The 17,517-nt window shown below is 63.2% G+C and carries 17 protein-coding genes; 4 read left to right on the top strand and 13 right to left on the bottom strand.

Features of this window, described 5'->3' with window-relative positions:
- The 10 genes from QTA58_RS08005 to QTA58_RS08050 all read right to left on the bottom strand — a co-directional run bounded on the left by QTA58_RS08005 (window position 1) and on the right by QTA58_RS08050 (window position 10,484).
- Window positions 1-840, bottom strand: a complete 840-nt coding sequence (locus QTA58_RS08005; RefSeq protein ID WP_289672355.1) for an ABC transporter permease subunit — start codon at window positions 838-840, stop codon at window positions 1-3.
- A complete protein-coding gene (locus QTA58_RS08010) occupies window positions 837-1,658 on the bottom strand; it encodes a sugar ABC transporter permease (protein ID WP_289672356.1) in 822 nt (273 codons plus the stop codon). The genes QTA58_RS08005 and QTA58_RS08010 overlap by 4 nt, the downstream gene beginning before the upstream one ends.
- Window positions 1,659-1,837: 179 nt before the next feature.
- On the bottom strand, window positions 1,838-2,971 hold the full coding sequence (locus QTA58_RS08015; protein WP_289672357.1) for an extracellular solute-binding protein: 1,134 nt from the start codon (window positions 2,969-2,971) through the stop codon (window positions 1,838-1,840).
- A gap of 40 nt (window positions 2,972-3,011) precedes the next feature.
- Window positions 3,012-4,145 carry an ABC transporter ATP-binding protein gene (locus QTA58_RS08020; RefSeq protein WP_289672358.1) on the bottom strand — a complete coding sequence of 378 codons (1,134 nt, stop codon included), beginning with the start codon at window positions 4,143-4,145 and terminating at the stop codon, window positions 3,012-3,014.
- A gap of 118 nt (window positions 4,146-4,263) precedes the next feature.
- Window positions 4,264-4,947 (bottom strand): HAD-IA family hydrolase, encoded by a 684-nt coding sequence (locus QTA58_RS08025; RefSeq protein WP_289672359.1) that lies wholly within the window; start codon window positions 4,945-4,947, stop codon window positions 4,264-4,266.
- A gap of 23 nt (window positions 4,948-4,970) precedes the next feature.
- Window positions 4,971-6,494, bottom strand: a complete 1,524-nt coding sequence (locus QTA58_RS08030; RefSeq protein WP_289672360.1) for an alkaline phosphatase D family protein — start codon at window positions 6,492-6,494, stop codon at window positions 4,971-4,973.
- A complete protein-coding gene (locus QTA58_RS08035) occupies window positions 6,481-7,233 on the bottom strand; it encodes a glycerophosphodiester phosphodiesterase family protein (RefSeq protein ID WP_289672361.1) in 753 nt (250 codons plus the stop codon). Before QTA58_RS08035 ends, QTA58_RS08030 begins: the two co-directional genes overlap by 14 nt.
- Before the next feature lie 26 nt (window positions 7,234-7,259).
- Complete coding sequence (locus tag QTA58_RS08040) at window positions 7,260-8,180, bottom strand: ABC transporter permease subunit (protein ID WP_289672362.1); 921 nt, start codon at window positions 8,178-8,180, stop codon at window positions 7,260-7,262.
- A 2-nt stretch (window positions 8,181-8,182) separates the two neighbouring features.
- Window positions 8,183-9,148, bottom strand: a complete 966-nt coding sequence (locus QTA58_RS08045; protein ID WP_289673063.1) for an ABC transporter permease subunit — start codon at window positions 9,146-9,148, stop codon at window positions 8,183-8,185.
- A gap of 10 nt (window positions 9,149-9,158) precedes the next feature.
- A complete protein-coding gene (locus QTA58_RS08050) occupies window positions 9,159-10,484 on the bottom strand; it encodes an extracellular solute-binding protein (RefSeq protein ID WP_289672364.1) in 1,326 nt (441 codons plus the stop codon).
- A gap of 150 nt (window positions 10,485-10,634) precedes the next feature.
- On the opposite strand from QTA58_RS08050, the gene QTA58_RS08055 reads away from it, so the two are divergent.
- Window positions 10,635-11,573, top strand: coding sequence for a sugar-binding transcriptional regulator (locus QTA58_RS08055; RefSeq protein ID WP_085421788.1), 939 nt, complete (start codon window positions 10,635-10,637; stop codon window positions 11,571-11,573).
- Window positions 11,574-11,728: 155 nt separating this feature from the next.
- Here the strand turns inward: QTA58_RS08055 and QTA58_RS08060 are convergent, their stop codons facing one another.
- The 3 genes from QTA58_RS08060 to QTA58_RS08070 form a co-directional block, all read right to left on the bottom strand.
- A complete protein-coding gene (locus tag QTA58_RS08060) occupies window positions 11,729-12,106 on the bottom strand; it encodes a hypothetical protein (protein ID WP_289672365.1) in 378 nt (125 codons plus the stop codon).
- 9 nt (window positions 12,107-12,115) lie between these two features.
- Entirely contained in the window at window positions 12,116-13,027 is a 912-nt protein-coding gene (yghU, locus tag QTA58_RS08065; RefSeq protein ID WP_289672366.1) for a glutathione-dependent disulfide-bond oxidoreductase, read from the bottom strand.
- A gap of 88 nt (window positions 13,028-13,115) precedes the next feature.
- Complete coding sequence (locus QTA58_RS08070; RefSeq protein ID WP_289672368.1) at window positions 13,116-14,648, bottom strand: acyl-CoA carboxylase subunit beta; 1,533 nt, start codon at window positions 14,646-14,648, stop codon at window positions 13,116-13,118.
- Between the two features lie 201 nt (window positions 14,649-14,849).
- Here QTA58_RS08070 and QTA58_RS08075 point away from each other — a divergent pair, with 201 nt between their 5' ends.
- The 3 genes from QTA58_RS08075 to QTA58_RS08085 are packed head-to-tail and all read left to right on the top strand — an operon-like array spanning window position 14,850 to window position 17,512.
- On the top strand, window positions 14,850-15,875 hold the full coding sequence (locus QTA58_RS08075; protein WP_289672370.1) for an ABC transporter substrate-binding protein: 1,026 nt from the start codon (window positions 14,850-14,852) through the stop codon (window positions 15,873-15,875).
- A 30-nt stretch (window positions 15,876-15,905) separates the two neighbouring features.
- Window positions 15,906-16,787, top strand: a complete 882-nt coding sequence (locus QTA58_RS08080) for an ABC transporter permease (protein ID WP_289672371.1) — start codon at window positions 15,906-15,908, stop codon at window positions 16,785-16,787.
- Window positions 16,763-17,512, top strand: coding sequence for an ABC transporter ATP-binding protein (locus tag QTA58_RS08085; RefSeq protein ID WP_289672372.1), 750 nt, complete (start codon window positions 16,763-16,765; stop codon window positions 17,510-17,512). Before QTA58_RS08080 ends, QTA58_RS08085 begins: the two co-directional genes overlap by 25 nt.
- The last annotated feature ends 5 nt before the right edge of the window (window positions 17,513-17,517 follow it).

Consider the following 17,517-nt stretch of genomic DNA (forward strand, 5'->3'; position numbering starts at 1 on the left):
TCAGTGCCCCACGCGCGAAAGGACGTCAGCCTTCAGGAAGCGCTCGACGATCAACATGAAAAGGATGGACGGGACGAGCAGCAGGAGAGCGGTGATCGATGCGATCTGGTAATTGCCGCCGGCACCGGCCGTATAGAGCAGCAGAGGCAGCATGTTCACGTCGGGCGCGCCGACGAAATAGCTGCCGGTGAATTCATCGAGCGATTCCAGGAACACGAAGATGGCGCTCGCCATCAGGCCGGGTGCCGCGAGCGGCAAGGTCACGTCCAGGAAGGTCCGCATCGCGCCTGCGCCGATATTGCGCGCCGCCTGTTCCAGCTCGACGTCGATCGCGGAGAAGGCGGCCGTAGCGATCCAGACCGCATAGACGAGGCCGTGCAAGACATGCACGAGGACTACCCCGGGGATCGTGCCGTTCAGCCCGATCTCGTAAAAGATACGGGCAACATTGACGTAGACCGTCAAATTCGGGAAGGCCTGCGGGATGAGAAAGGCGAGCAGGATCAGGCCTCGCAGCGGCAGTTTCAGCCGCGCCAGTGCATAACCCGCGGGGATCGCCAAAGCGAGCGAGACCACGACGGTCAACAGCGCGACGACCAGCGAGTTGGTGAGCGATTCGACCGCGCCACCGCGCGGCGCGAACACCTTTGCCCAGGAGCTGAAGCCGTATTCCAGCGGCAGGCTGTAGGGGAAATACCACTTCTCCGCCACCGTCCAGAGCAACATGTTGAAGAGCGGTCCGAAGATGAAGAAGGCCATCAGCCCGAAGACGACGCCACGCGGCACCCACCACAGTGCGGCGAGCGGATTGCGGGATGCGGCCATGACAGAGGCGGTCATGCGCGCTCCTTCAGGCTGGCGCGGAGATAAATCCATGCGACGGAGGAGGCGAGGGCCAGCGAGATAATGCCGAGCGCGTTGGCGACGCCATAGTCCCCATAGGAATTGACCCGGAAGGCGATGTCGGCGGTGATCATGGTCGGCGTCTGGGCGTTTATCATCAACGGTACGGACAGAACCGACATCATGGTGACGAAGGAGAGGATGAGGCCCACCGTCAGCGTCATCGCTACCTGCGGCACGAGGATCTCGATCAGCACGCGCAAACGCGAGGCGCCGAGATTGCGAGCCGCCTCGATCGTGTCGCGATTGACCGAAGCCATGGCGCCGGCGACGAGCAATGCCACGAAAGGCGTCTGCTTCCAGACGAAGGCGATCACGATGCCGCGCCAGTCGAGAAAGCTCTGCGCGTCGATCGGCGTCAGCAGGCCGAGATTGATGAAAGCGTTGTTCATCATGCCGTTCTTGGCGAGGAAGGTCCGGAGGATCTGCCCGACGACGATGAAGGGGATGAACATCGGCCAGCGATAGAGCCAGCGCAGGATCGCCACCGCGACGGGATGCTCGCCGAGTGTCAGGTAACCGCCGATGGCGATAGACGCGATGCCGATCAAGACGGTCGAAAGCGTGATAATCACGACGGTGAAGACGATATCCTTCGAATAAAGATCGAAGGCTTTCGTAAAATTGCCCCAGCCGAAGGCGCCTTCCACCTGAAAAGCGCCGACCGCCGAAAGGATCAACGGCAGGATGAACAGGAAGGCGATCACCGCGAGTGCGGGCAGCACGAGGGGGAGACCAAGGAGGCGTTGGGGCATGGGGTTGATCTCGATGCGATTGCGGCGTCCTTTCTTCTCCCCAGCGGGGAGAAGATGTCCGACAGGACAGATGAGGGGGTCGGCTGGCACTGCGTTGGCATAGCCGAATGTGCCGCACCGCCCCCCTCATCCGGCCCTTCGGGCCACCTTCTCCCCAAGGGGAGAAGGGGAGCTCCCGCTTACTTCACGGACTTTTCGTAGGCTTCCAGGATCGCATTGTTGTAGGGCGCGATCGGGAAGGGCTTGCCCTTGGTGGCGAGGTCTTCCGGCGTGATGTCGACGAAGAGCTTGTTCCAGGTGGCATCGTCGAGCTCGGCCTTCACCTTGTCGGCGTCGATGCCCGGATACCAGTTGAAGCGCTTGACGATGCCTTCAGCCTGGACCTTCGGGCTGGTGGCGAGCGTGATGAACTTCTCGGCGAGATCCTTGTTCGCCGCCTTTTCCGGAACGACGTAGTGCATCGGCTGGCCCGGCATGCCCGGAGCCGGCAGGACGAGCTTCATGGTCGGCGGAAGCTGGCCGCTGGCCTGCCAGGAATAGAACATGTCCACCCAGACCGGCCCCATGGCGATTTCGCCACGGGAAAGCAGATCGAGCGTGCCGGCATTGCCCGGGGTCAGCGTCGCGTTTGTGGTGAAATCGGCGAGGCTCTTGAAGGCCGCATCCCACTTCTTCGTCTCTTCTTCCTTGAACGGGCCGTTCATCAGCGTGCCGGCATCGCCGCCGCCGAAGGCGTAGATCCAGCCCATGACGAAGCTGACGCCCGAAGCGCCGCCCTTGATGCCGTTGTAGCCGAACTGCTTCGGATGGGCCTTGCCCCATTCTGCGAGTTCCGCATAGGATTTCGGCGGGTTCGGAACGAGCGCAGGATTGTAGGCGATCGCGGTCTGGCTGTTGAACATCGGCATGACATAGCCGTCGACATTGGTGCCGAGCGCCATCTTGGCATTGGCGCGGGTCACCAGCGAACCGGTTTCGATATCGCCGCGATACTTGTCGAGATAGTTCTTGGTCACCATCGGACCGACGAATTTTTCGTGGACGACGGCAACGTCGACGTCCCACTTCTCGGCCTTGGCGGCAGCCTGGGCGTCGAAGCGCTCGAGGATCTTCTGCGAACCGGCATCGCCCGGGCCGGTGCCGACGGCGCGGACGGTGTTGCCCGGATAGGTCTTTTCGAAGAGCGGACCGAGATACTGGTTGATGTAATCGACCATGTTCTGGTCGCCGGCGGTCGCCACCGTCAGCTCTCCGGCATGGACCGGAAGGGCCGCGAAAGCGACGGCGAAGGCTGCATAGGACATTCTCTTCATGGGTGCTTCTCCGTAAGTTGAAAGATCAGGTCATTCAAAGTCAGGCGTAAACTTTCCCGGCCGGCGCCCGGGAAACCGTGGAAGCCGGCGCTGCCGACGGCGAATTGAAGAGGAAGAGGGATTCGGCCGGCACGTGGACAGCGACACGGGTACCGGGTTCGAAGGCGTGGCCAGCATCGGCCATGACCTCGGCCTGCCCGAGCCGGACCACATGCCGCCAGTGGCCGCCGGGATAGCTGACGGCGGCGACCTCTCCCTTGAAGGTGATGCCCGGGCCGATGACCGCAACCTCGCTCTCGGCGAAGAGGCGCGCCGCCTCGGGGCGGAAACGGGCCTCGACGGGACCGGCAGTCAGCGGACGGCCGGCAAGAGGCACGCTGCCCGCCGCGCTGGCCGGACCGGCGGCGACCGCGAACTCGCCGCCCTCGGGCGCCCCATTCAAGGACAGCACGTTCTCGGCGCCCATGAAGGCCGCGACGAAGGCCGAGGCCGGGCGGTTGTAAACCTCCTCCGGCGTGCCGGCTTGAGCGATCTTTCCCCCATTCAGGATGACGATGCGGTCGGCCATGACCATGGCCTCCTCGCGATCGTGGGTGACGTGGATGGCGGTGATGCCGAGCCGCTTCTGCAGCGCGCGCAGTTCGTGGCGCACCGTCAGGCGGATTCGCGCATCGAGGTTGGACAGCGGTTCGTCGAGCAGCAGGATTTCCGGATCGATCGCAAGCGCCCGGCCGAGCGCTACGCGTTGGCGCTGGCCGCCCGAAAGCGCTGCGGGTTTTCGCAATTCCAGTCCCTCGAGGCCGAGAAGCGACTGCATGGCGGCGACGCGGCTGGCGATCCCGGCGCGCGACACGCCTTTCAGCTTCAGCCCGTAGCCGATGTTCTGCGCCACCGTCATATGCGGCCAGAGCGCGTAGGACTGGAAGACGAGCGCCATGCCGCGCTTGTCCGGCGACAGATGGGTGACGTCTCGGTGGCGCACCTTCACCTGGCCGGCGGAAGGGCTGATGAAGCCGGCTAACAATCTCAGGAGCGTGGTCTTGCCGCAGCCGGAGGAGCCGAGCAGCGCGACGAACTCACCCTTGGCGATCGACAGATCGATATCGGACAGAACCTCATTGGAACCGTAACGGCTTGCGACGCCGCGCAATTCCAGAAATCCGTCCCGCTCCATCGAAACCCCTTTTGCACAGCCGTGCAATCTTGCCGGGCATTTCTTAGGACCTGAGTTTTACAGCCGGATGACACCTTTCGATTTTGTTTCGCGGATTCAGTCGTGGCGGACTCGCCGATCAGGCCCGGGCAGCCTGCCGCGCCTCAAGGCTGGCGAGCGCCTTTTCCAGCTCTTCCGCGCCCCTCGCCACGAGAGCGGCACCGGCCTCCGCTAGGACGCGGGCGCGGTCGGGCCGCGGGTCGGCGGGATCGACGAAACCGATCGCCACCATGCCCGCGGCCTTCGCCCCCGTGATGCCGTGGCTGCTGTCGTCGATCACCACGCAGTTCTTCGGATCGACGGCGAAGGTTTCGGCGCAGAAGTGGAAGAGGTCGGGCGCCGGTTTCGGCCGTGCCACCCTGTCGGAGCTGAAGACGGCGGGGGCGAAAGCGTGCCAGAGATCGAGCAGACCGAGGCTTTTCGACAGCCGATCCGTCGAACTGTTGGACGCAACGCATTTCCTATGCGGCAGCGAGCGGACGAGCCTTTCCATGCCCGGCATCGGCTCCAGCGAACGGGCGAATTCCGGATAGATGTCGAGATGCCAGGCCGCGAAGACCGCATCGAGGTTTTCGATACCGAGTTCTTCCGTACAGATGCGGCGGATGGCGCCCGGCGAATTGCCGGTGAAGCGCACCAGGACCTCCTCGGCGGTGATGGCGGCGCCGGCATCCTGCAAGGCCTTGGCGAGCGTGCGGCTGGCGATCGGCTCGCTGTTGATCAGTACGCCGTCACAATCAAAAATCAGGAGGTCTATTTGCATGGGAATCCAATTTCAGTGTTGCGTCAGAGCCGGTTGACGCCCGCCGCGCCGTCGGCGACGGCGAAACTCTGGAAGACATTGGCCGGAGAATTCTGCTGCTTGCGGTCGGCAATGCCGATGAAATCCACCTCGGCCGACCGATCGCTCAGACGCATGACGGCATAGCCGTGCTTGTCCGAGGCGAACTTCAGATGTGGGTTTTCGGCAAGCGCCGTCGCAAGGCTCGCCGCCGACGGCGCATCGGAGGTGATCGAGCCGCCGACGAATTCGGTCACGATGGGCGCTGCTTTTTCATCCGCGAAGTCGCGCTTCACATCGGCCGCGTAGAAAGCGTGCAAGTCGCCGCCGATAATGACCGGATTGCGGATTGCCGAAGACTGCACGGCGTCCAGCAGGCGGGCCCGGGCGGCGCGATAGCCATCCCAGCCATCGAGGTTGTAGCCCGTATCCGGCCCCGCCCTGGTGTCGCGTTCGGAAAGCAGCGTCTGCTGGGCTATGATGTTCCACTTCGCCTGCGAGCCGCCGAGCGTCCTGCCGAGCCATTCCTCCTGCGCCGAGCCGAGCATGGTGCGCTCAGGCTGGTCCGCGGCGGCGGAGCCCTTAAGCTGCGGCGAGCGATATTGCCGCGTGTCGAGCAGCGTCAGCGCAAGCAGATTGCCGAAGCGATAGTGATCGTAGATGCGCAGGGCGTCGAAACCCGCAGCCAAACCCAGAGAGACCGGCATGTGTTCGAACCAGGCCTGGTAGGCGGCGCGGCGGCGGGCCAGAAAGGCCGCCTGGTCCGGTGCGTCGGGAGCGTGATCGTTGGAATAGTTGTTGATGACCTCGTGGTCGTCCCAGACGGCAAGCCAGGGAAAGGCGGCATGGGCTGCCTGCAATTGCGGGTCCGATTTGTAGAGAGCGTAGCGGTCGCGATACTCGTAGAGCATGGAGGGAACGCCGGTTCCGTGCTTCCGCACCAGTTGGGCGCCGTAGCTGCGCTCGTAGATGTAGTCTCCGAGATGCACGACGAGATCGAGGTCTTTTCCCGCCATGTCGCCATAGGCGCTGTAGTACCCCTGCTCGTATTGCTGGCAGGAGGCGAAGGCGAAGCGGAAGGCATCGGCGCTTTCCGGCGCGGTGCGGGTGCGACCGACGGGGCTTGCCGCATTGCCGGAGCGGAAGCGGTAGAAATACCAGCGGCCGGGCTGCAGCCCCTTCACCTCCACATGCACCGAATGGGCGAATTCCGGCACGGCGCGGAAAAGGCCGGACTGAACCGGCTTTGAGAACGCCTCGTCCTCGGCAACCATCCATTCCACGTCGATCGGGTCGGTGACCGGCTGCGGGGCCGGCGCGAAGGGATCGGCGGATACGGCGACGGCCGTCTCCTCCAGGATCAGCCGGGTCCAGAGGACGACGCTATCGGCCCTCGGCGAGCCGGAGGCGACACCGAGCGAAAAGGGATCGGTCTTGAAGCTTGCCGCGCGGGCAGATCCCGGCGGCCGCCAGATGGCAGCCGCCGCAAGCCCGCCCGCGAGAAAGCTACGCCGATCAATGCGCGGCATCGAACAGTCCTTCGCGTGCCTTCACGCCCAGATCCGGCCGGTCGGTGGTGATCTGGCGCAGCGGCTGCTTCAGCCAGAAGGACAGGTCTTCCAGCTCGTTCGGAACCCAGACGCCGAGCTTTTCCGCCGGGATCAGCGCCGTCAGCAGCTCCCATTCCTCGCGCAGCAGCGCCTTCTCGATGGCCAGCACGTCGGAGACCTGCAGCATCGCCTCGACCGACTGTCTCAGGCCACGGGCTTCGACGGATTTGTGGTTGAGCGAGGAGAGTCGGCGGATATGCGGCGCCACCTGGCCGATCACCTTCAGGACCTCGCTGTTGAAGCTCGTCAGGAAGGATTTGCCGGCGAGACCAAAGCGGTCGATTTCCGCAGCCGCTCGGGCTTCCAGGCCTTCGTAAGGCTTGCCCTCGGCACCGGCCTTCAGCTCCACATGCAGTTCGAGGCCAGTAGGCGCATAGATTTCCAGCACTTCTTCGAGCGTCGGGATGCGCTCGTCCGTGCCCTTCAGGATCACCGAGCGGTATTCGCCGGCGGCGAGATCGGCGACGCGGCCGGAGCGCTCGGTCGTGCGGTCGAGGGTGGCGTCATGGATAACGAGGAGCTCGCCGGCGGCGCTCAGATGCACGTCGAATTCGACGGATTCGACCTTGAGGCCGAGCAGGTTGCGGAAGCCGGTGAGGCTGTTCTCGGCCCAGAGATTGCGCGCGCCGCGATGGCCGACGATGATGGGATTGGTCATTTCAAAATACCTCTTGCTTGCCAAGTTTACTTGCTCGAATCCACCAGACCCTTGGTGAACCAGCGTTGCATCAGGAGAATGACGAGTGCGGGCGGCGCCATGACGAAGAAGGAAGCCGCCATGGCGATGTTCCAGGCCGGCTGGGCATCGGCCACCGGGATAAGATCCTTCAGCCCGATCATCGCCGTGTACATTTCCTTCTCGGTGGTGAAGAGCAGCGGCCAGAGGTACTGGTTCCAGCCGTAAAGGAAGAGGATGATCGACAGGGCCGCGATATTGGAACTCGACAGCGGCAGAAGCACGTCGCGAAAGAATTTCAACGGGCCGGCGCCGTCGAGCTTCGCCGCCTCGCAGAGCTCGTCCGGCACGGTCAGGAAGAATTGGCGGAACAGGAAGGTCGCCGAAGCGGAGGCGATCAGCGGCAGGATGAGCCCGCTATAGCTGTTGACCATGTTCCATTGCAGTGCCGTATCGAGCTCGTAGCCGGTCGTATCGGCGAGGAAGCCCGTCAGGCCGATGGCACCGAAGAAGGAACGAAGCGGCCCGCCGGCATCCGCCACCGCCTCGTAGGTCGGAATGATGCGCACCTCGACCGGCAGCATCAGCGATATGAAGATCAGCCAGAAGGCCGTCATGCGGAAGGGAAAGCGGAAATAGGTGACCGCGAAACCGGCGATGATCGAGACGGCCAGCTTGCCGACGACGATGCCGAGCGTGACGATGAAGGAATTGATGTAGAGCTGCCCGAAATCGCCCTCGTTCCAGGCACCGACAACGTTCTCGACGAAATGGTCGCCCGGCAGAAGCGGAAACGGCACCTGCTGCACCTCGCCGACCGTCAGCGAACCGGCGACGAAGGCGAAATAGAGCGGCATGCAGACGGCCGCGGCGCCGATCAGAAGGACCACGTGGCAGAAGACCGAGAGCCAGACGTGACGTTCGACCATGATCACACCTGATAGTTGACTTTGCGCTCGACAGCGCGGAACTGCAGGATGGTGAAGAGCACCGCGATCGCCATCAGCACCACGGATTGCGCGGCCGACGAGCCGAGGTCGAGCTGGCGGAAACCGTCCTGGTAGACCTTGTAGACCAGCGTATTGGTGCTGCCCGCCGGACCGCCATGGGTGATCGTGTCGATGATGCCGAAGGTCTCGAAGAGGCCGTAGACGAAGTTCATGACGATCAGGAAGAAGATGGTCGGCGCGGCCATCGGCAGCGTCACTGTCAGGAAGCGCCGGACCGGCCGCGCACCGTCGATCGCGGCGGCCTCAATGACCGACGTGGGTACAGCCAGAAAAGCTGCGACGAGGAAGATGTAATCGTAGCAGATATGCTTCCAAATCGCCGCCACCGAGACCAGCAGAAGCGCATCGAACGGGCGGCGGTTCGGGTCCCAGGCATAGCCCAGATCGTGCAGCATGTGGGCGAGCGGGCCGACGGTCGGGTTGAAGAGGAAGGCCCAGAGCACGCCCGATATCGCCGGCGCGATCGCATAGGGCAGCAGGATGACGCCCTTGTAGATCGCCCGGCCACGCATGACCTGATCCGTCGCGAAGGCGAGCAGGCCGGCGATGAAGAGCGTCACGAAGCACTGCACGACCGTGAACCAGAGCGTCAAAACCGCGCTGTCGCGGTATTCGGGGCTTGAAAACAGGCTGGTGAAATTGTCGAGCCCGACGAAGATCATCGTGCCGCCGAACGGATCCACCTGCACGAAGGCGAGCGACAGCGCCTTCCAGGTAGGAATGAAGAAGAAGAAAAGCAGGATCAGGAGCTGCGGCGCGACGAAGCCCGCCGCCAGCCAGGGCCGCCGGAAGTGCGAGGCCTTGAGCCCCGCCTCCGACGGCCCGACAAGGGAGCCCAGGCTCCGCCGCAACCGGAAACGTGGGCGCGACGCCGCGCCCACGTTCATATCGATGGCATCACTTGCCGGCATGGAGCTTCTCGTACTGGCGCAGGATTTCGTTGCCGCGCTTGACGGAGTTGTCGAGCGCTTCCTGCGGCGTCTTCTTGCCGGTCCAGACTGCCTGGATCTCCTCGATCAGGATCGCGGTCGACTGGTTGTGGTTGCCGAAGCGGAAGCCGCGCGAGTTTTCGGTCGGCTCGCCGCGCGAAAGCTGCTCGATGGGGATTTCGCGGGTCGGATGATCCTTGAAATAACCCTCGGCCTTCATCTTCTCATAGGCCGCATTGGTCACCGGCACGTAACCGGTCGCCTTGCTCCACCATTCCTGAACGTCGGGCTGGGCCACATAGTTGAAGAAGGCGGCGACGCCGGCCTGAACCTCTTCCGGCTTGCCCTTGATCGCCCAGAGCGAGGCGCCGCCGATCGTGCCGTTCTTCGGCTGAACGCCTTCCTCGTGCGGAATGACGGCCGCGCTCCACTTGAACTTGGCATCCGCCTCGACCGCCGAGTGGCTGGCGGTGGAATTGATGATCGTCGCGCAGGTGCCGGACGTATAGAGGCTGATCGGCGCGACGCCCTGGCCGGCGATCTTCAGAACGCCGTCGTCCACCCACTTCTTCAGACGAGCGACCTGCCCGACCACGCCCGTCTTGTTGTAGACGAATTCTGTGTCGAGACCGGCATAACCGTTCGCCTTGGTGCCGAAGGGATAGTTGTTGATCGCGGAATAGTTCTCGATCAAGCTCCACTGGAAATCACCCGGCAACGCCATCGGGCAATCTGTGATCTTCTTTTCCTTCAGTGCATAGAGCTGCTTTTCGAGACCCTGCCATGTATCGGACGGCGCATCGAAGCCGGCCGCTTGGAAGGCATCGGCATTGTACCAGAGGATCGGGGTCGAGGAGTTGAAGGGCAGCGCCGCCGGCTTGCCGTTGACGATGTAGAAGCCCGCGACCGGCTTGATGAAATCATTCCAGTCAACATTATAACCCTGCTTGGCCATCAGCTGGTCGACCGGGATGACGGCGCCGGAATTCAGCATGGTCATGAAGCCGCGTTCGGCCGACTGAAGGATGGCCGGCTGCTGGTTGACGCGGTAGGCGGCGACCATGGCCGCCATGGTCTCCTCGTAATTGCCCTTGTAGGTGCCCACCAGTTCGTATTTGTCCTGCGACTTGTTGAAGTCCGAGATGAGCTGCTGGACGGTCTCGCCAAGCTTGCCGGAGATCGCATACCACCATTCGATCTTGACGCGTTCTTCGGCCGAAGCGCCCGTTGCTGCCATCAGCAACGCGCCGGCGGCAAGCAGGCTGGTCACCGATTTCACATATGTCGAAGCCATGTTTCGGATCCTTCTATCGGGTCTTTCCTCACGACCCGCCCTGTTTCGGTTCTGGCCATCTCCCTCAGTCTGGGTTAGCCATGACAGGTGTGGGTTACGTTACATATGTTACATCGATGTGACATTTGGATAAAGTGGGTGGTTGGGAATATGGAACATCGTGAATTGATGGTGCGGGCTGCCTGGCTCTATCACGTGGAAGGTCTGACCCAGCAGCAGATCGCCGAGCGGATGAACGTCACCCGGCGGCGGGTGAACGAGATCCTTTCGGAAGCGCTGGAAACGGGCGTGGTGCGGATCAGCTTCGATTCGGTGCTGGCGGAGAGCGTCGAGCTGGAAGCGAAGCTCAGGCAGCGCTTCGGCCTCAAGGATGCCGTCGTGGTGCCGAGCCCAAGCGATCCGGCGCTCATCCATTCGGTGCTCGGGCGCGGTGCGGCGGGGTTTCTGGGGCGGTTGATCCAGACACAGAAGCCGGCTTCGATCGGCGTCGGCTGGGGATCGACGCTACGCGAGACGATCCATCACATGCTTTCCCTGAACGAACCGCAGATCAAGGTGCGCTCGATGATGGGCGGCCTCACCCACGGTTCGGAGATCAACACGTTCGAGATCGTCCGCGGCTTCGCCCAGGTGCTCAACGCCCAGTGCCGTTATTTCGCAGCCCCTATCTATGCGGAAAGCGCGGAATCGCGCGACGCGATCATCTCGCAGGCCGTCTTCCAGCAGACATTCAAGCAGATCTGCGAGGTGGATGTCGCTTACCTGAGCGTCGGCGACGTGTCGCAGCAGTCGCTGCAGGTCCGCTACGGCCTGCCGGAGGGCATGAGCGAAAAGATCCTGCAGAAGGCCGGTGCGGTCGGCGACCTGATGGGGCGTTATCTCAATGCCGCCGGCAAGGAGATCGACCATCCGCTGAACCGTCAGGTGCTCTCGCCCGAGATGGAGGATTTCCGCCGGATCGGCTGCCGCATCGTCGCTTCCGGCGGCGCGCACAAGCACAGGATCCTGCATGCCGTGGCGCAAAGCGGCCTCGTCAACGTGCTGATCACCGATGCCGACAGCGCCAGGGCCCTGCTGGCGGCGAGGTGAACGTCAAACATTCCTTCGCTTGCCTTCGAGCAGATCGAGGATGGAGCTGGCGGCATCGAGCACATTGGTGCTGGGCGGAAGACGTCACCCATCATTTCCCGCGCGGGCCGCGAGCTCGCCACGGTTGGCGATCAGGATTTTCTTGAACGGCACCGCTAGATCTCCAGCACGTCTTCGAAAGCCTCCGGAAAATTCTGGCGAGCGACTTTTTCGTCGATCACCAGCAGTGCGTCGTAGGACAACGGGTCGAAATCCCTTTCCGCCGCCACCACTTCGCGCCCGAAGAGGAGGCTGAGCCGCGCGGCATCGAGATTGCCGCGCTCAAATGGCTCCGGCCCGAAATGGTGCCAGAGCGCATGCAGGAAGGCCGCATCGACCAAATGCTCCGCCGAGCCGGGGCGGGCGCGGCGGGGCAGAGCCTTGATCGGCGTCACCCCTTTCGGATTGGCGCGGCGGATGGTGAACTGGATGCCCGTGCCCGGCATGCCGGACGGAAAGCCCCGGTGCTTCGTCATGTCGGGCAGCTTGGCCATGCGGATTCCTCAAGCCTTGCCGATCTTGTCCTGGGTCTTCGTCTCGAAATCCGAGGCGTCGTGACGTTCGTGAAGTTGCGTTGAAGGGTCGCCCGAGGTTCGGTTGACCATCGATCCCCGCTTCACCGCCGGCCGTTCGCCGATCTGTTTCCTCCACCGCTGGACATTTCTATACTCGTCGACCGAGAGGAAATCGCCCGCGTCGTCATAGGCGTCCTTGGCGGCGAGCCGCCCATACCAGGGCCAGACCGCCATGTCGGCGATCGTATATTCGCTGCCGGCCATGAATTCGTGATCCGCCAGATGCCGGTCGAGCACATCCATCTGCCGCTTCACCTCCATGGCGTAGCGGTTGATGGCATATTCGATCTTCATCGGAGCATAGGAATAGAAATGGCCGAAGCCTCCGCCGAGGAAGGGCGCCGAGCCCATCTGCCAGAAAAGCCAGTTGAACGTCTCGGTGCGCAGCCTCAGGTCGGAGGGCAGGAAGGCGCCGAACTTCTCCGCCAGATAGACGAGGATGGAGGCGGATTCGAACACGCGCACGGGCTCTCCGCCGCCCTTCGGCGCGCGGTCCATCATGGCGGGGATCTTCGAATTCGGATTGACCTCGACGAAGCCGGAGCCGAACTGGTCGCCCTTGCCGATGGTGATGAGCCAAGCGTCGTATTCCGCGTCCTTATGGCCGGCCGCCAGAAGCTCCTCCAGCATGATGGTGACCTTCACGCCGTTCGGCGTGCCGAGCGAATAGATCTGCAGCGGGTGCTTTCCGACCGGCAGGACCTTTTCATGCGTGGGGCCGGCGATAGGCCGGTTGATGCTCGCGAAGGCGCCGCCGCTTTCGCTCTCCCACTTCCAGACCTTCGGCGGAACATATCCTGCAGGCAAATTCTTTTCGGGCGGAAACTTGGTGTCGGTCATGAAAATCTGTCCTTGTTTTTCGGGAAAGCTTCGCGCTCTGCGAACACGACGAAGTCAATATAGGCGCCGCACGGGCGGTTTGCCGCCCCTATAGCGGAATCGTATCGTGCTTTTTCCAATGGGTCGTCACGTGCTTGTTGCGGAGCGAGGCGAAGGCGCGGGCGATGCGGCGGCGCGACGAATGCGGCATGATCACCTCGTCGATGAAGCCGCGTTCGGCCGCCACGAAGGGGTTGGCGAAACGCTCCTCGTATTCCTTCGTGCGCGCGGCGATCTTCTCCGGATCGGAAAGCTCGGAGCGGTAGAGGATTTCGGTCGCCCCCTTGGCGCCCATGACAGCGATCTCGGCGGTCGGCCAGGCATAGTTGATATCGGCGCCGATATGTTTCGAGGCCATCACGTCATAGGCGCCGCCATAGGCCTTGCGGGTGATCAGCGTCACCATCGGCACGGTCGCCTCCGAATAGGCGAACAGGAGCTTGGCGCCGTGCTTGATGACGCCGCCATATTCCTGCGCCGTGCCCGGCAGGAAGCCCGGCACGTCCACCAGCGTCAGCAGCGGGATCGAAAAGGCGTCGCAGAAGCGCACGAAGCGGGCCGCCTTACGCGACGAGTCGATGTCGAGGCAGCCGGCCAGCACCATCGGCTGGTTGGCGACGACGCCGACCGTCTGCCCTTCCAGGCGGATGAAGCCGGTGATGATGTTTTTGGCGAAGGCTTCCTGGATCTCGAAGAAATCGCCCTCGTCGGCGATCGCGACGACCAGCTCCTTCATGTCGTAGGGTTTTGCCGGGCTGTCGGGGATCAGGCTGTCGAGGCGCATCTCGATGCGGGCCGGATCGTCATGGAATGGCCGGACAGGCGGTTTCTCGCGGTTGTTGAGCGGCAGGAAATCGAAAAGCTGGCGGACTGCCTCCAGCGCCTCGATGTCGTTTTCGAAGGCGGCATCGGCGACCGAGGATTTCTGGGTATGGGTACGGGCGCCGCCGAGCTCTTCCGCCGTGACGATCTCGTTGGTCACCGTCTTGACCACATCCGGGCCGGTGACGAACATGTAGGAACTGTCACGCACCATGAAGATGAAGTCGGTCATCGCCGGCGAGTAGACCGCGCCGCCGGCGCAGGGACCCATGATGACGGAGATCTGCGGGATGACGCCCGACGCCTCGGCATTGCGGCGGAAGACTTCCGCATAGCCGGCAAGCGAGGCGACGCCTTCCTGGATGCGGGCGCCGCCCGAATCATTGAGCCCGATCACCGGCGCGCCGACGCGCACCGCCATATCCATGATCTTGCAGATCTTCTGGGCATGCGTCTCGGAGAGAGAGCCGCCGAGCACGGTAAAGTCCTGCGAGAAGACGTAGACCTGGCGGCCGTTGATCGTGCCCCAGCCGGTGACGACGCCGTCGCCGGCGACCTTCTGTTCGGCCATGCCGAAATCCACCGCACGATGGGTGACGTACATGTCGAACTCCTCGAAGGAGCCTTCGTCCAAGAGCACCTCGATGCGCTCGCGCGCCGTCAGCTTGCCCTTGGCATGCTGCGCCTCGATGCGCTTCCCGCCTCCGCCGAGCCTCGCCTCCGCCCGGCGCTTCTCCACCTCTCCCAGAACTGCCCGCATGGTTTCTCCCGGATTGTCGTCTGCATGTCTTAAAACCGAAAGCCCGATCGGGCAAACCGTCGAACGCACCAATATGTAGAATTACTTTCTCCCGACCGACCGAGGAAGGGAATATATAGTCTATTTATTTAGTAGAAAATATCCCACCCTGCCGTGCATCGCTCCCTGCAATCTGCAACCAAATAACGGGAAAGATCAACGATGACATTGGCAAAGACATTGAAAACCGCCCTGTTCGGTCTGCTTACCATCGGCGCGATCCACGGTGTGGCCGCAGCCCAGGCAAATGCGCCCCTTCTTCCCAAAGTGCCGCCGGGGACGGTGCTGACCATCGGCGATCCGACGACGCAAAAAGCCCTCGAATTGTCCGGTCTCATCAAGGAGCTCACCTTCGAGGTGAAATGGGCCAATATCAGCGGCGGGCCTCAGACTTCGGAAGCTTTTCGCGCCCGGGCACTGGATGTCGGATCGGTCGCCGAGATCCCGTCGATCTTCGCCAACTGGAACAACCTGCCCGTCCGCAACATCGCCTATCGCGAACGGCGCGATCCGATCGCAAACCCGATCTACCGCTTCGGCATCGCGCCGGGCGTCGAGGTCAAGACCCTGGCGGATTTCCGCGGCAAGCGAATCGCGTTCAGCCCCGGCCAGGCCCAGGGTACCCTCGTACTGCGCGCAATTCATGCCGCCGGCCTCAAGAAAAGCGACGTCACGCTGGTCGAACTGCCGAGCACCGGCGACGTCTACCCGAAGGCGCTGGCGAGCAAGCAGGTCGACATCGCACCGCTCGGCGGGGTGAACATACGCCGTTACATCGCCCAATACGGCCCGGACGGCGCAACGCTCGTCGAACATGGCCTGCGTGACGATCCCGGCCATCTCTACGCGCCGCAATGGGTGCTGGACGATCCCGCCAAGGCGGCGGCTCTCGCCGAATACGTGGGCCTGTGGGCACGGGCCACCGAATGGGTCAACGAGAACCCGGAGACCTGGATCAAGGAATATTACGTCGGCCAGCAGGGTCTCAGCCGAGAGGACGGGGAATATCTCGTCAAACTGACCGGCGAACAGGTTGTACCCGACAGTTGGAGCGACGTGAAGAAGCGCCACCAGGAGACCATCGACCTGCTGGCGGAGGAGCTCGGCTACAAGCCCTACGACGTGGAAACGATCTTCGACAACCGCTTCGAAAAGCTCGGCGCCGCGGCTCTGGCCAAGAGCCAGTAATCCCCGTCCCTTCCAAGAGGAGATATGAACATGGCGACCACCTGGGATGTGGATGGGGGAAAATCGGTCCGGACGCCCCATCGTGACATTGCATATGCGGGTTCAACCGCAACAAAACCGGCCGGCCCTCGCGCCCGCCGCAAACTGGGTCCCGGACCCGCGATACCTTTCGGCCTGCAGATCGGACCGGCCCTGCTCGTGCTGATCTGGGTCGCGGGCTCGGCTCTCGGATGGATCGACCCGCGCATCCTCTCCGCGCCATGGACGGTCGTCGAGGCCTTCGGGAGGCTCATAGAACAGGGCCGCCTGCAGGACAATTTCGTGACGTCGGCGACGCGCGCGCTGCTCGGCCTCAGCATCGGGCTGGTGATCGGCACGATCCTCGCCGTCACCGCCGGTCTCTCCCGGATCGGAGAAGCGCTGATCGACGGCCCCGTCCAGATCAAGCGCGCCGTTCCGACGCTTGCCCTGATCCCACTTCTGATCCTGTGGTTCGGCATCGGCGAAAGCATGAAGGTCACGACCATCGTGCTTGCCGTGATCGTGCCGATCTACATCCACACCCACAATGCGCTCCGCAGCATCGACAGCCGCTATGTCGAACTGGCGGAGACGCTGCGCATGAGCCAGAAGGACTTCATCTTCCAGGTGGTCCTGCCCGGCGCGTTGCCCGGCTTCCTCCTGGGACTGCGGTTTGCCGTGACGCTTTGCTGGGTCTCTCTCGTCGTCGTCGAGCAGATCAACGCCACCAGCGGCCTCGGCTACATGATCGATCTCGCCCGCACCTACGGGCAGACCGACGTCATTCTCGTCGGCCTGGTGGTCTATGTGCTGCTCGGCCTCGTCTCGGACGGTCTCGTCCGCCTGCTCGAACGGAGGGTTCTCTCATGGCGCCGCACTCTGGCCAGCTGATGCCTGCAACCAAAGCCGTTCATGTCGAAAGCCTCGTCAGGAGGTTTGCAACGAAGACGATCCTGGACGGCGTGGATCTCGATATCGAAAGGGGCGAGTTCGTCGCCCTGCTCGGCAAGAGCGGCTCGGGCAAAAGCACTTTCCTGCGGGCCCTGGCCGGTCTCGACCACGAAGTCGAGGGAACCGGCACGCTCGACGTGCCGGAGAACCTTTCGGTAGTGTTTCAGGACGCCCGCCTGTTGCCGTGGCGCAGCGTCGTCCAGAACGTCACGCTCGGACTGCCCGGCACGTCCGGCCAGGAGGCGGGACGGAAGGCCCTGGCGGAAGTCGGCCTTCAGGGGCGCGAAAACGCCTGGCCGAACCAGCTCTCGGGCGGAGAGCAGCAGAGGGTTGCTCTGGCCCGCTCCCTGGTGCGCGATCCGGCCCTGCTCCTCGCGGACGAGCCGTTCGGCGCGCTGGACGCGCTGACCCGGCTGAAGATGCACGACCTGCTGCGGGAATTGTGCGCAAGGCATCGTCCTGCCGTGCTGCTCGTCACCCACGATGTCGACGAGGCGATCTCTCTCGCCGACCGGATACTGGTGCTCGACGAGGGCCGTTTCATCGAGGATCTGAGGATCGACCTGCCGACGCCGCGCGACCATGGCGATCCGCGGTTCGTGCAGATCCGCAGTCACCTCCTGAGCCGGCTCGGAGTAGACGTCTCGGGCCGCAAGGCAGCATAAAAGCC

Source organism: Neorhizobium sp. CSC1952, from assembly GCF_030378245.1.
Taxonomy (GTDB): domain Bacteria; phylum Pseudomonadota; class Alphaproteobacteria; order Rhizobiales; family Rhizobiaceae; genus Neorhizobium; species Neorhizobium oryzae_A.

Coding starts and splice junctions, on each gene's coding strand:
- QTA58_RS08070 (WP_289672368.1), bottom strand. CDS start 14,648: ATGCGGGCAGTTCTGGGAGAGGTGGAGAAGCGCCGGGCGGAGGCGAGG.
- QTA58_RS08015 (WP_289672357.1), bottom strand. CDS start 2,971: ATGAAGAGAATGTCCTATGCAGCCTTCGCCGTCGCTTTCGCGGCCCTT.
- QTA58_RS08040 (WP_289672362.1), bottom strand. CDS start 8,180: ATGGTCGAACGTCACGTCTGGCTCTCGGTCTTCTGCCACGTGGTCCTT.
- QTA58_RS08060 (WP_289672365.1), bottom strand. CDS start 12,106: ATGGCCAAGCTGCCCGACATGACGAAGCACCGGGGCTTTCCGTCCGGC.
- QTA58_RS08025 (WP_289672359.1), bottom strand. CDS start 4,947: ATGCAAATAGACCTCCTGATTTTTGATTGTGACGGCGTACTGATCAAC.
- QTA58_RS08005 (WP_289672355.1), bottom strand. CDS start 840: ATGACCGCCTCTGTCATGGCCGCATCCCGCAATCCGCTCGCCGCACTG.
- QTA58_RS08045 (WP_289673063.1), bottom strand. CDS start 9,148: ATGAACGTGGGCGCGGCGTCGCGCCCACGTTTCCGGTTGCGGCGGAGC.
- QTA58_RS08080 (WP_289672371.1), top strand. CDS start 15,906: ATGGCGACCACCTGGGATGTGGATGGGGGAAAATCGGTCCGGACGCCC.
- QTA58_RS08030 (WP_289672360.1), bottom strand. CDS start 6,494: ATGCCGCGCATTGATCGGCGTAGCTTTCTCGCGGGCGGGCTTGCGGCG.
- QTA58_RS08010 (WP_289672356.1), bottom strand. CDS start 1,658: ATGCCCCAACGCCTCCTTGGTCTCCCCCTCGTGCTGCCCGCACTCGCG.
- QTA58_RS08085 (WP_289672372.1), top strand. CDS start 16,763: ATGGCGCCGCACTCTGGCCAGCTGATGCCTGCAACCAAAGCCGTTCAT.
- yghU (WP_289672366.1), bottom strand. CDS start 13,027: ATGACCGACACCAAGTTTCCGCCCGAAAAGAATTTGCCTGCAGGATAT.
- QTA58_RS08035 (WP_289672361.1), bottom strand. CDS start 7,233: ATGACCAATCCCATCATCGTCGGCCATCGCGGCGCGCGCAATCTCTGG.
- QTA58_RS08055 (WP_085421788.1), top strand. CDS start 10,635: ATGGAACATCGTGAATTGATGGTGCGGGCTGCCTGGCTCTATCACGTG.
- QTA58_RS08050 (WP_289672364.1), bottom strand. CDS start 10,484: ATGGCTTCGACATATGTGAAATCGGTGACCAGCCTGCTTGCCGCCGGC.
- QTA58_RS08020 (WP_289672358.1), bottom strand. CDS start 4,145: ATGGAGCGGGACGGATTTCTGGAATTGCGCGGCGTCGCAAGCCGTTAC.
- QTA58_RS08075 (WP_289672370.1), top strand. CDS start 14,850: ATGACATTGGCAAAGACATTGAAAACCGCCCTGTTCGGTCTGCTTACC.